Below are 12,166 nucleotides of genomic sequence, written 5' to 3'. Positions count from 1 at the left end.
GTATATGAACGCATACGAAGTTTCTTCCCGTCTCGTGGGCTGGGAAGTGTGTTAAAGGGACAGTGACGCCGCTTTCCGGGTCGGTGAGTTCGCGCCGTCCCTGCCGTCCTCGTCCGCGACGATCCGCAGCGCGGGTTCCGGCGCGAACTCACCGACCCGGAAAGCGGCGTCACGCCAGTTGACACACAGGTCCAGCAGGCGGTCGGTGTCCTGGGACCAGGGCGGCGTCTGACAGCGCACGGTGGGGAACAGCACGGCCGAGGCGAGCTTGACCGCCGCCAGGGCGGCACCGGCATGGGGTTCCACTCCGACCTCGGCGCCCTCCTGCTTCAGGGTCTCGAGGTCGTCGGCCGCTTGGAGCAGGACTCGGTACACGCGTGCGTAGGCGGAGTGGGTCGCGTCGTCGGTCATGGGCTGCTTCCTCGGGAGTCGTGAGGGTCGGGGCGGGTTCCGCGGCCCGGGGAGACATCCGGCCGTTCCCCCGCGAGAGGTTCAGACCGCGGGGGCGGGCACGAGGGCGGGCATGGGGGCCGTCGCCGCTCTGCGGGCACGGCAGTCGCGACAGACTCTCTCCGGCCCCGCGGTGGGAAGGACGCGGGTGCAGTCGCCCTCGCAGTCCTTCCAGCGCTCTCCCCAGAGTTCCGGCGTGGTCGCCACCGGTGCGGGGGCCGTGTCCTCGCCGGGGGCCGTGAAAGGTGACAGGGGCGGCAGGGGCGGCGGGAGTCCCTCCCGGAGCCGGTGGGCGAGGAACCCGGCGGGAGATTTCAGGGGGACGGGAACGTCGGCGGTCATGGCGTGGATCACGGCGGCCCGGGAGGCGCCGTTGTCGAACCAGGCGACGACGGCGGGGGTGAGGCGTTCCACGTCCTTCCGGGAGAGCGTGAAGCGGTAGTCGGTGCGGCGCAGTCCGGCAAGCAGAGCGGAGGCCTTGTCGCGGTGCTCGCTGCTGAACGGTTCCTGTTCGCAGGCTTCGAGCGGCACCGGCGGAGGCTCTTCGGGCACGGGGACGTCTGCCCCCTCGGCTCCTGCGACTTCCGCGACGGCGAGCGGCACGGCCGGGGCCACGGGCACCGCCCTGGTGACGGGGGCGACGGATACGACCGGCTCGTCCCGTATGCCGGGCGCCTCCGCCCGGCTCCGGGTGAGCGCCGGGGCGTTGTGCGCGTACGTCCGCGTGACGAAACGGCCCCCGTCCGCGCGCTCGCGCACCCGCTCCAGATAGCCGTGCGTCTCCAGCTCCCGCAGCCCGAAGGCGATACGGTCCCGCCCTTCGGGGAAGCGGTCGGCGAGGCTGCGGATGTCGACGGGGGCGCCCTGCGGCAGCGACAGGATGTGGACGGCCAGCCCGATCGCGGTCAGCGACAGCGCCCGGTGCTGAGCGAGGTGGTTGCCGACGATCGTGTAGTGACTCGACTGGTACGCACGTACGTGGGTGACACCGGAGTGGGTGGCACCGCGCCGAACGCCCGGTGTCGGGCGCGGGGCAGCGATAGGCTTCGTAGCAGCCATGGGGAAGAATTGCTCTCTTCCTGGATGGTCAGGCCCTCGCACTGGGATTGCCGTCCCGGCGGGGGCCGATGCATGTGTGGGGTCGTTCGTGCCGAGCGTGCACGGTGGGGCGACGCACGCGCCAGCCACAACGGCCCGTTTCACCCACCCGAGTGACAAACACGGGGTTTGGTTTGGTTGGAAGGGTTTTTTCCCCGGTTTCTTTGGTCTTTTACCGCCCGCAGCACCGGCCTTCGCCCCACCGGGTCCCGGGTTTCCGGGCTCCGGTGCGGAGTTCACCGGCATGGGTCGAAATCCAGTTCCGCCCACACCGTCTTGCACGGCACCGGCCCGCACAGCACGCCCCACCGGTCGGCCAACTCCTCGACGAGCAACAGCCCGTAGCCGGACTCCGCGGGGGCGTCGCCACCCGCTCGCGCCGGGGCGGGCAGATGATCCCCCCGGGTGTCCGCGACCTCGACGCGCAAGGTTCCGGGCCCGACGACGGCGAGCGTGAGCCGGAAGCTGCGGCCGGGGACACGGCCGTGCAGAGCCGCGTTCGCGGCGAGTTCCGCGACCACGAGCCGGGCCGGATCCAACGGCATCCCCCAGGCGTTGAGTTGCTCGGCCGCGAGGAGGCGGGCGAGACGGGCGCCGCGCCGGGTGGCGGAGAGCGGCACGGAGAAGTGGTGGAGCGGGGCACGCACAGTTTGCTGATTCACGTCACTCAGCGTGTCCAGGGGCGATCAGGAAAGACGCCCCGCCGTCCCTCAGAAAGGACGACGGGGCGTTGCAGGTGCCTCAGGACAGTGACGGCGGCTACGTCGCCCGCCGCCGCCGAGCCCCCGGCCGCCGCTCGCTCGGCCGACTGACCGCGTCCCCGGCCTCCCGCGCGGCAGCCCGCCGCCGCAGCCCGAACTCCGCCAGCGCCTCGGTCAGCTTGTGCACGGACGGCTCGGGAGCCATCACGTCCACCCGCAGCCCATGCTCCTCGGCCGTCTTGGCGGTAGCCGGCCCGATGCACGCGATGACCGTCACGTTGTGCGGCTTCCCGGCGATCCCGACCAGGTTGCGCACGGTGGACGACGAGGTGAAGAGCACGGCGTCGAACCCACCGCCCTTGATCGCCTCACGCGTCTCGGCCGGCGGCGGCGAAGCCCGCACGGTCCGGTAGGCGGTGACGTCGTCGACCTCCCAGCCCAGCTCGATGAGCCCGGCGACGAGCGTCTCGGTGGCGATGTCGGCCCGCGGCAGGAACACCCGGTCGATCGGATCGAACACCGGGTCGTACGGGGGCCAGTCCTCCAGCAGCCCGGCCGCGGACTGCTCCCCGCTCGGCACCAGGTCCGGCTTCACACCGAACGCGATCAGCGCCTTGGCGGTCTGCTCGCCCACCGCCGCGACCTTGATCCCGGCGAAGGCGCGGGCGTCGAGCCCGTACTCCTCGAACTTCTCCCGCACGGCCTTGACGGCGTTGACGGAGGTGAAGGCGATCCACTCGTACCGGCCGGTGACGAGCCCCTTCACCGCCCGCTCCATCTGCTGGGGCGTCCGCGGCGGTTCGACGGCGATGGTCGGCACCTCGTGCGGCACCGCGCCGTAGGACCGCAGCTGGTCGGAGAGCGAGGCCGCCTGCTCCTTCGTGCGCGGTACGAGCACCTTCCAGCCGAACAGCGGCTTGGACTCGAACCAGGCGAGCTGGTCGCGCTGGGCGGGGGCGGAACGCTCACCGACCACGGCTATGACCGGCCGGCCGCCCTCGGGAGAGGGCAGCACCTTCGCCTGCTTCAGCGTCTGCGCGATGGTGCCGAGGGTGGCGCACCAGGTCCGCTGACGGGTCGTCGTACCGGCGACGGTGACGGTCATCGGGGTGTCGGGCTTGCGCCCGGCCGCGACCAGCTCGCCGGCGGCGGCCGCCACGGAGTCCAGCGTCGTGGACACGACGACGGTCCCGTCCGACACGCCGACCTCGGTCCAGCACCGGTCGGACGCGGTCCGCGCGTCGATGAACCGGACGTCCGCGCCCTGCGCGTCGCGCAGCGGCACACCGGCGTACGCGGGCACGCCGACGGCGGCCGAGATGCCGGGGACGACCTCGAAGGGAACACCGGCGGCGACACAGGCGAGCATTTCCTCGGCCGCGTACGTATCCAGTCCTGGGTCCCCGGACACCGCACGGACGACCCGCCTGCCGCCCCGCGCGGCCTCCATGACAAGATGTGCGGCATCCCGCACAGCGGGGCTCCCAGCGGTTGTTGACGTGCCGTCAACGATCGTCGGGTGCGGCGTGCCCGTGCCCGGAAGGGGGCCCGGGAACGGACCGGCTTCCGTATGCACGACGGCGACGCCTGGTCTGGCGTGCGTCCGGACGACGTCGAGCACCTCGTGCTCGGCGACGAGGACGTCCGCGTTCGCCAGCGCCTCCACGGCGCGAAGAGTCAGCAGTCCCGGATCCCCGGGTCCGGCACCAAGGAAGGTGACGTGCCCGTGTTCAGGACCGGCGGGAAGAGTGGTGGGGCTCACAGCGCTCGCTCCCCCATCAGACCGGCCGCGCCCTGGGCGAGCATCTCGGCTGCGAGTTCGCGGCCGAGCGCCATTGCCCGGTCGTACGTCTCGGGCACGGGACCGGTGGTGGACAGCTGCACCGTGCGGGATCCGTCGGTCGTGCCGACGACGCCCCGCAGGCGCATTTCTTTGACAATCTGCCCGTCGGCCAGGAGGTCGGCCAGTGCACCCACAGGTGCGCTGCAACCGGCTTCCAGGGCGGCGAGCAGGGACCGTTCGGCGGTCACGGCGGCCCGGGTGAAGGGGTCGTCGAGTTCACCGAGCGCGGCGATCAGGTCCGCTTGGTGGGCGGCGCATTCGATCGCCAGGGCTCCCTGGCCGGGAGCGGGCAAAACCGTGTCGACCGACAGGAAGTCGGTCACCTCGTCACTGCGGCCCATGCGGTTCAGTCCGGCGGCGGCCAGGACGACCGCGTCGAGCTCGCCGTCGCGCACGTACCCGATGCGGGTGTCGACGTTCCCGCGTATCGGTACGGTCTCCAGGTCGAGCCCGTGGCCGCGCGCGTACGCGTTCAGCTGCGCCATGCGGCGCGGTGAACCCGTGCCGATGCGCGCCCCGCGCGGCAGGTCGGTGAACTTGAGCGCGTCCCGGGCGACGAGGACATCACGCGGATCCTCACGTTCCGGTACGGCCGCCAGGACCAGGCCCTCGGGCTGCCCGGTCGGGAGGTCCTTCAGCGAGTGAACCGCGAAGTCGACCTCCCCCCGCAGCAGCGCGTCCCGCAGTGCGGTGACGAACACGCCCGTGCCGCCGATCTGCGCGAGGTGCTCACGGGAGGTGTCGCCGTACGTGGTGATCTCGACGAGTTCGACGGGCCGCCCGGTCACCTGGCTCACGGCGTCCGCCACCTGCCCCGACTGGGCCATGGCGAGCTTGCTGCGCCTGGTCCCCAGCCTCAGTGCCTTCGTACTCATGCCGCTCATGCCGGCCCTCGGTTCTGTGCGTTCGTCTCGGTGCTGTCCTCGGCGCGGGAGACGGAGGCCACCGTCTCCTGGTCGAGGTCGAACAGGGTCCGCAGTGCGTCCGCGTACCCGGCGCCGCCGGGTTCGGCCGCGAGCTGCTTGACCCGTACGGTCGGCGCGTGGAGCAGTTTGTCGACGACGCGCCGTACGGTCTGGGTGATCTCCGCGCGGTGTTTGTCGTCCAGGTCCGGCAGCCGTCCGTCGAGCCGGGCGATCTCGCCGGCGACGACGTCGGCGGCCATGGCACGCAGGGCGACCACGGTCGGAGTGATGTGCGCGGCACGCTGCGCGGCGCCGAACGCGGCGACCTCGTCGGAGACGATTCGCCGTACCTGCTCGACGTCGGCGGCCATCGGCGCGTCCGCGGAAGCCTCGGCGAGCGACTCGATGTCGACCAGGCGCACTCCGGCGAGCCGGTGCGCGGCCGCGTCGACATCCCGCGGCATCGCGAGGTCCAGCAGGAACAGCACCGGCTCGGGCCGTACGGGCACGGGGGCGGGCTCGGGCCTGCGGCGCTCGGGGATGCGGCCGACGGTGGCGGCGGTCGCGGCCAGCGCGGTGATCAGCTCGGCGTCGGCACCAGGGCGGCGCGCGGCCTCCCTGCGGCCGGTGGCCGGGCCCGCGGCCCAGGCGGCGTGCTGTTCCAGCGTGGCCGCGTCCATACCGGCCACGGCGGCCTCCCCCATCACGGAGAAGCCCTGCTGCACGGTGGACAGGTCCAGCGGACAGCCGTCGTCGGTACCCACGGAGGTCGGCGGCAGCGGCCGTACGTCCGCGGGCGCGGACCGGTTCTCGGCGAGGGCGGCGGGTGTTCCCGTGCGGCCCTCGACCGCGGTCGCGACCGCCGCGGCGGTGAGGACGAGTCCGGTCGCGCCGGTACAGGAGACGGCCACGTCGGCACGTGTCAGTTCCGCCGGCACCGACTCCATCGGCACGGCGCGGGAGACGATGTCCGGGTCGCCGTTCTCGGCGAGGATCTGCGCGAGGCGCTCGGCGCGGTCGAAGGTGCGGTTGGCGACGACGATCTCGGCGACGCCCGCACGCGCGAGGGTCGCCGCGGCCAGGGAGGACATGGAGCCGGCACCGATGACGAGGGCACGCTTGCCCCGCGCCCACGCGGTCACGTCCCCGCCGGCGGCCAGCTGCTCCAGGCCGAAGGTGACCAGGGACTGCCCGGCACGGTCGATGCCGGTCTCGGAGTGGGCCCGCTTGCCGACCCGCAGGGCCTGCTGGAACAGGTCGTTCAGCAGCCGCCCGGCGGTGTGGCCCTCCTGGGCGCGGGCCAGGGAGTCCTTGATCTGCCCGAGGACCTGTCCCTCGCCGACGACCATCGAGTCCAGCCCGCAGGCCACCGAGAACAGGTGGTGGACGGCGCGGTCCTCGTAGTGCACGTAGAGGTAGGGAGTGAGCTCCTCCAGGCCGACGCCGCTGTGCTGGGCGAGCAGCGTGGACAGCTCGGCGACACCGGCGTGGAACTTGTCCACGTCGGCGTACAGCTCGATGCGGTTGCAGGTGGCGAGCACTCCGGCCTCGGTGGCCGGTTCGGCGGCGACCGTGTCCCGCAACAGCTTGAACTGGGCGTCCGCGGAGAGTGAGGCCCGCTCCAGGACGCTCACGGGAGCGCTGCGGTGGCTCAGTCCGACGACGAGGAGACTCATGCCGGCATCACGGCGGGTACGTCCCCGTCAGGTCCCTGGTCGGTGGTGTTGACGCGGCGCGCGGCGGGGGCGGGGGCGGCGTTCTCCTGTGCCGCGGCCTCCTCGCCGGCCTTGCGCTGCTCGTGGAAGGCGAGGATCTGCAGCTCGATCGAGAGGTCGACCTTGCGTACGTCGACGCCGTCCGGGACGGACAGCACGGTCGGCGCGAAGTTCAGGATGGAGGTGACTCCGGCGGCGACGAGGCGCTCGCAGACCTGCTGGGCGACGCCCGGCGGGGTGGTGATGACCCCGATGGACACGCCGTTGTCCGAGATGATCTTCTCCAGCTCGTCGCTGTGCTGGACCGGGATCCCGGCGACCTGGCGGCCGGTCATCTCGGGGTCGGCGTCGATGAGCGCCGCGACCCGGAAGCCGCGGGAGGCGAAGCCGCCGTAGTTGGCCAGCGCCGCGCCGAGGTTACCGATACCGACGATAACAACCGGCCAGTCCTGGGTCAGGCCCAGCTCGCGGGAGATCTGGTAGACGAGATACTCGACGTCGTAGCCGACGCCCCGGGTGCCGTAGGAACCCAGGTAGGAGAAGTCCTTGCGCAGCTTCGCGGAGTTGACGCCCGCCGCGGCCGCGAGTTCCTCGGAGGAGACCGTGGGAACCGAGCGCTCCGACAGTGCGGTCAGCGCGCGAAGGTACAGCGGAAGCCGGGCGACGGTGGCCTCGGGAATCCCTCGGCTACGGGTCGCCGGTCGGTGAGTTCGGCCAGTTGCCACGGTGCTCCTGCGGGTAGAGCGGGGCTGTAGGCGGTCACACGTCCCCAGACCGCCCCGTCGGAAGCAGGCTATGTCTTTGTGAACGCGTGCACAAAGATGGTGTCCGATTTGCCCGGCCAACGTGACCGGGGTCACGCGCCCCTGGCGCCTTCGCGGGGAACCGACGCACACGCGCCCGCGTTCCTTGATTGTCGGGGGCAAAACCGCACACTCTCCTCACGAATCCCGCCCCCGAGATCTGGTCGCCATCGATCCTAAGCGACTTTTCGCCATACTTGGACTGCCCGGTCAGTTCCCCGTGAGCTCCGTGCGCAGCCGGTCCTCGTTCACGCGCCAGAACGTGTGCTGCTCGCCGTCCACCAGAACGACCGGGATCTGCTCCCAGTAAAGAGCGTGAAGTTCGGCGTCCTCGGTGATGTCCCGCTTCTCCCACGGCACGCCGAGATCACCGCACACCTTCTCGATCACCTCCCGGGCGTCGTCGCACAGATGGCATCCGGGCTTGCCGATCAACGTCACGAGCCGGTCCTGTGGTGCGGGGCCCTTGCGGCGGAAGAGGGGACTCATGCCCGCCATTGTCGCGCGCACCCGGACGGGTGTCTCCAAGGTCCTGCCCGAGCTCGTCCTCAAGGTCTTCCTTAACGGCCCCGCCGCGGAGAGTTCACACCCTTCGAACCTCATGACCGACGGAACCGCCGAACAGACTGGCTATGCTCACGCCATGGCCGCTCTCGGATGGCTCACCCCCCGTAGGCGCTCCGCCACGGCGCGGAGCGTGTTGGCAGGCGAGGCCTCGGCGGAGGCCGCCCGCAAGGACGTCTCCGCACAGGAACCCCAGTTCCCCGTGCGGGGCGACGACCTGGCCGCCGCGTTCTTCGACCTCGACAACACCGTGATGCAGGGCGCAGCCCTCTTCCACTTCGGCCGGGGCCTGTACAAGCGCAAGTTCTTCGAGACCCGCGACCTCGCCCGGTTCGCCTGGCAGCAGGCGTGGTTCCGGCTGGCCGGCGTCGAGGACCCGGAGCACATGCAGGAGGCCCGCGACTCGGCCCTGTCCATCGTCAAGGGCCACCGCGTCGCCGAGCTGCAGTCGATCGGCGAGGAGATCTACGACGAGTACATGGCCGAGCGGATCTGGCCCGGCACCCGCGCCCTCGCCGAGGCGCACCTGGAGGCGGGCCAGCGGGTGTGGCTGGTCACCGCGGCACCCGTGGAGATCGCCCAGGTGATCGCCCGCCGTCTCGGCCTGACCGGCGCCCTCGGCACGGTCGCCGAGTCGGTCGACGGCATCTATACGGGAAAGCTGGTCGGCGAACCGCTGCACGGTCCGGCGAAGGCCGAGGCGGTCCGCGCGCTGGCCACGGCGGAGGGCCTCGACCTCACCCGCTGCGCCGCCTACAGCGACTCGCACAACGACATCCCGATGCTCTCCCTCGTCGGCCACCCTTACGCGATCAACCCCGACGCCAAGCTCCGCAGGCACGCCCGCGAACTCGACTGGCGGCTGCGCGACTACCGCACGGGCCGCAAGGCGGCGAAGGTCGGCATCCCGGCCGCGGCGGGCGTGGGCGCGGTGGCGGGCGGTACGGCCGCGGCCATCGCGCTGCACCGCCGCCGCCGGTAGCGGGCGGACGGCCCGGCCGTCCGCCGCGCCCGTCCAACCCCGGTCACGGCACTCACCCGGACGGGCAACCGCAGCGAAACGCCGCCAATCCCACCGCCGTACGCGCGCACCCTCCTGGCCAGTCCTGTTGTCTGCGCACCGCCACAACACGCCCCCGCCCGACCTGAAATGCGAACCTTTTCGGTCAACAAGTGATCACCCTGCGCAACTTGATTGGCCGTCAATAGGCTACGGAAGCGACGTAACCGGTGAATTGAGCAACTGGGTGTAGCAGGGCCTGCACGAAGCGTTATTCTCCTCAGACGCAATCCGGTACCCCTTCCGTCGCTACGACGGGTGAACGGTTCCGCACTGCACGTGATGGAAGCTCTGCCTCTGGGAGTCCCGTGTACCCACACGTCGGGGTTGACACCTCGGGCCTGGCTACGCTGCGCGCTACGGTCCTAGACCTGATGCGCGGCTTCGTCCCCACCGCGTACGCCGTCCCCGCCTTCGCCACCGCCGCGCCCGTCGGTCCGTGCTACGCACTGGCCGACGGCACCGCCGCGGTCGGCAGACGAGGACGTGCGACCGGCGCGGCCACCGCCCGCCGACCGGCCGCCGACAGCGACAGCGCCCGCATGATGGACCTCGTCGAACGGGCCCAGGCCGGCGAGGCCGACGCGTTCGGGCGGCTCTACGACCAGTACAGCGACACCGTGTACCGGTACATCTACTACCGGGTGGGCAGCAAGGCGACCGCCGAGGACCTGACCAGCGAGACCTTTCTGCGCGCCCTGCGACGGATCGGCACCTTCACCTGGCAGGGCCGCGACTTCGGCGCCTGGCTCGTCACCATCGCCCGCAACCTCGTCGCCGACCACTTCAAGTCCAGCCGCTTCCGGCTGGAGGTCACCACCGGCGAGATGCTCGACGCCAACGAGGTCGCACGCTCCCCGGAGGACTCCGTCCTGGAGTCCCTCTCCAACGCCGCCCTGCTGGACGCCGTACGACGGCTCAACCCGCAGCAGCAGGAGTGCGTGACCCTCCGCTTCCTCCAGGGCCTCTCGGTCGCCGAGACCGCGCGGGTCATGGGCAAGAACGAAGGCGCCATCAAGACCCTCCAGTACCGGGCCGTCCGCACCCTCGCCCGTCTCCTCCCGGACGACGCCCGCTGACCCGCCAGGCCGCCCCATCCCACCCCCGCCTACTGTCGGCGACCTCAACTCACGGTCAGTGAAAGTCCGTTGGCTTCCCCATCCGATCATCCGCAGTCCGTAACCCAAGTGCCACGCCAGTCGTTGTGCGGGATACAGGCTCCCTGTGGTCACGTCCTGGCCGGCCTCGATCACTCGTTCGCATGCAAGCGGTCGAGGGCGTGCAACCCTCAGGACCCCGGGGGAGTCGACCGTCATGACGAGAGGAGGTGCCGCCAGTGATCGCGAACGTATCGGCGCACCGGCGGGCGAACGCCTTCGCCCAGGCCCTGGAGGAGCAGTCCGACCGGGGCACGGCGGCCGAGCAGACCGAAGGATCACCGCCGGCCCCGGCCGCTGCGGGCCAGACCGAGCAGGGCCAGCTCCTGGTCCTCGCGACGAGTCTCGCCGAGCTGCCCAAACCGGAGTTCGACCCCGAGGTCAAGGTCGTCCAGCGGGCGCAGTTGGTCGCCGCGATGGAGGCCATGCTCCAGGCGGGCACCATGGGCGAGGCGGCAGACCGATCGGTACCCGAGCAGCGGACTCGGACACGAGGCGCCCATCGGGCGACATCGCTGGGCAGGTTCCGTCCACGCTCACGGCTCGCCAAGGGCCTCACCGCGGGCGGCCTGAGCGTCGGAGTCGCCGCCGGAGCCTTCGGCGGGGTCGCCGCCGCGAGTTCCGACGCCCTTCCCGGTGACTCGCTCTACGGCCTGAAGCGCGGCATAGAGGATTTCAAGCTGAACTACCTCGCCGAGGGCGACAGCGAGCGCGGGCAGGCCTACCTCGACCAGGCCTCCACCCGGCTCAGCGAGGCCCGCCGGCTCATGGAGCGCGGACGCGGCGGCGCCCACCTCGACCACGAATCCGTGGGCGAGATCCGCCGCGCCCTGTCCGGCATGCGCTACGACGCCTCCGAGGGCCACCGCCTGCTCCACGAGGCGTACCAGCGCGACCCTGACTCCCTCGGCCCCATCCAGGCCCTGTCCACCTTCTCGCGCTCACACCGCGAGGTCTGGGGCGACCTGCGCAGCCGGCTCCCCGTGCAGCTCGGAGACGTCAGCCAGCAGGTGTCGTCGGTGTTCGACGCCATAGACGAAGAGGTCGCCCCGCTGCGCTCCCTGCTCCCCCAGCCTCCTGCCCCCGGCGGTAGCGAGGGCGGCGGACAGGGCTCAGGGCCGACGGCGCCCGGCACCTCGGGCACCGACCGCTCGACCACGCCCAGCGCGGGCGGCGACTCCCCGACGGCCGGCGCCCCCAGCAGCGGCGGCAGTCCCAGCAAGTCGGCGGACGCCGGCGAGGACGGCCTCCTCGGCGGCAACACCGGCGGCCTGCTCGACCCACCGCTGGACAACGGCACCTCGGCCCCGCCGACCACCCCGGCCCCCCAGCCGGACGTCACGCTCCCGCCGCTCCTCCCGGGCCTCCTGCCCGGCCTGGGCATCGACAGCGACGACGTGGGCTAGCAAGGTCTCCACGGCGGTGGGGGCGCCCTTCTCAGGAAGGCCGCCCCCACCGCCGTAGGCATGCGCCGCAACACAGCTCAGAAGAACACCGACCGCCGCTGCACCAGCAACTTGTACAGCGTGTGCTGAATCTGCTCCCTCACCTGATCCGTCAGGTTGAACATCAGCATGGGCACCCACCCCACACCGCCGACCTCGCACCGCTCCGCGGGCTTCGCCCGGCTGCGCCGGACTCCGTCCGCCGACTCACCGCTCACCGACTCACCGCCCACCGGCCGGCACGAACGCCGCCCGGTCAGAAGAACACCGACCGCCGCTGCACCAGCAACTTGTACAGCGTGTGCTGAATCTGCTCCCTCACCTGGTCCGTCAGGTTGAACATCAGCATGGGCACCCACCCCACACCGCCGACCTCGCACCGCTCCGCGGGCTTCGCCCGGCTGCGCCGGACTCCGTCCGCCGAC

The 12,166-nt window shown here is 71.5% G+C and carries 11 protein-coding genes and 2 pseudogenes; 3 read left to right on the top strand and 10 right to left on the bottom strand.

What is annotated here, in order from left to right; all coding sequences use genetic code 11:
- Positions 1-51: 51 nt before the first annotated feature.
- From P1P75_RS30660 to P1P75_RS30625, 8 genes are all read right to left on the bottom strand, one after another.
- Positions 52-411 carry a hypothetical protein gene (locus tag P1P75_RS30660; protein WP_319261583.1) on the bottom strand — a complete coding sequence of 120 codons (360 nt, stop codon included), beginning with the start codon at positions 409-411 and terminating at the stop codon, positions 52-54.
- Between the two features lie 81 nt (positions 412-492).
- Positions 493-1,509, bottom strand: a complete 1,017-nt coding sequence (locus P1P75_RS30655) for a helix-turn-helix domain-containing protein (protein WP_319261579.1) — start codon at positions 1,507-1,509, stop codon at positions 493-495.
- A gap of 275 nt (positions 1,510-1,784) precedes the next feature.
- The gene (locus P1P75_RS30650) at positions 1,785-2,210 is read right to left on the bottom strand and encodes an ATP-binding protein (protein WP_319261576.1); all 426 of its coding nucleotides are present in this window, start codon (positions 2,208-2,210) and stop codon (positions 1,785-1,787) included.
- 97 nt (positions 2,211-2,307) lie between these two features.
- Positions 2,308-4,011 carry a uroporphyrinogen-III synthase gene (locus P1P75_RS30645; protein ID WP_319261573.1) on the bottom strand — a complete coding sequence of 568 codons (1,704 nt, stop codon included), beginning with the start codon at positions 4,009-4,011 and terminating at the stop codon, positions 2,308-2,310.
- The gene (hemC, locus tag P1P75_RS30640; protein ID WP_319261570.1) at positions 4,008-4,967 is read right to left on the bottom strand and encodes a hydroxymethylbilane synthase; all 960 of its coding nucleotides are present in this window, start codon (positions 4,965-4,967) and stop codon (positions 4,008-4,010) included. Before hemC ends, P1P75_RS30645 begins: the two co-directional genes overlap by 4 nt.
- 5 nt (positions 4,968-4,972) lie before the next feature.
- Positions 4,973-6,673 carry a glutamyl-tRNA reductase gene (locus P1P75_RS30635; protein ID WP_319261567.1) on the bottom strand — a complete coding sequence of 567 codons (1,701 nt, stop codon included), beginning with the start codon at positions 6,671-6,673 and terminating at the stop codon, positions 4,973-4,975.
- Entirely contained in the window at positions 6,670-7,437 is a 768-nt protein-coding gene (locus tag P1P75_RS30630) for a redox-sensing transcriptional repressor Rex (RefSeq protein ID WP_319261565.1), read from the bottom strand. Before P1P75_RS30630 ends, P1P75_RS30635 begins: the two co-directional genes overlap by 4 nt.
- Before the next feature lie 288 nt (positions 7,438-7,725).
- On the bottom strand, positions 7,726-8,004 hold the full coding sequence (locus tag P1P75_RS30625; protein WP_319261562.1) for a glutaredoxin family protein: 279 nt from the start codon (positions 8,002-8,004) through the stop codon (positions 7,726-7,728).
- Between the two features lie 154 nt (positions 8,005-8,158).
- On the opposite strand from P1P75_RS30625, the gene P1P75_RS30620 reads away from it, so the two are divergent.
- The 3 genes from P1P75_RS30620 (at position 8,159) to P1P75_RS30610 (ending at position 11,702) form a co-directional block, all read left to right on the top strand.
- Positions 8,159-9,061, top strand: coding sequence for an HAD family phosphatase (locus tag P1P75_RS30620; protein ID WP_086772602.1), 903 nt, complete (start codon positions 8,159-8,161; stop codon positions 9,059-9,061).
- Positions 9,062-9,447: 386 nt separating this feature from the next.
- Positions 9,448-10,218, top strand: coding sequence for an ECF subfamily RNA polymerase sigma factor, BldN family (locus P1P75_RS30615; RefSeq protein WP_086772601.1), 771 nt, complete (start codon positions 9,448-9,450; stop codon positions 10,216-10,218).
- 257 nt (positions 10,219-10,475) lie between these two features.
- On the top strand, positions 10,476-11,702 hold the full coding sequence (locus P1P75_RS30610) for a DUF5667 domain-containing protein (protein WP_319261559.1): 1,227 nt from the start codon (positions 10,476-10,478) through the stop codon (positions 11,700-11,702).
- A 77-nt stretch (positions 11,703-11,779) separates the two neighbouring features.
- Here P1P75_RS30610 and P1P75_RS30605 read toward each other — a convergent pair.
- Both P1P75_RS30605 and P1P75_RS30600 read right to left on the bottom strand, forming a co-directional pair.
- Positions 11,780-11,875 (bottom strand): annotated as a pseudogene (locus P1P75_RS30605) (glycerol acyltransferase); the annotation flags it as partial.
- Positions 11,876-11,997: 122 nt separating this feature from the next.
- Positions 11,998-12,093 (bottom strand): annotated as a pseudogene (locus tag P1P75_RS30600) (glycerol acyltransferase); the annotation flags it as partial.
- Positions 12,094-12,166: the final 73 nt, after the last annotated feature.

Origin of the sequence: Streptomyces sp. ID05-39B, from assembly GCF_033794725.1 — a bacterium.
Taxonomy (GTDB): domain Bacteria; phylum Actinomycetota; class Actinomycetes; order Streptomycetales; family Streptomycetaceae; genus Streptomyces; species Streptomyces bobili.
This window is presented reverse-complemented; position numbering and strand designations above follow the sequence as displayed.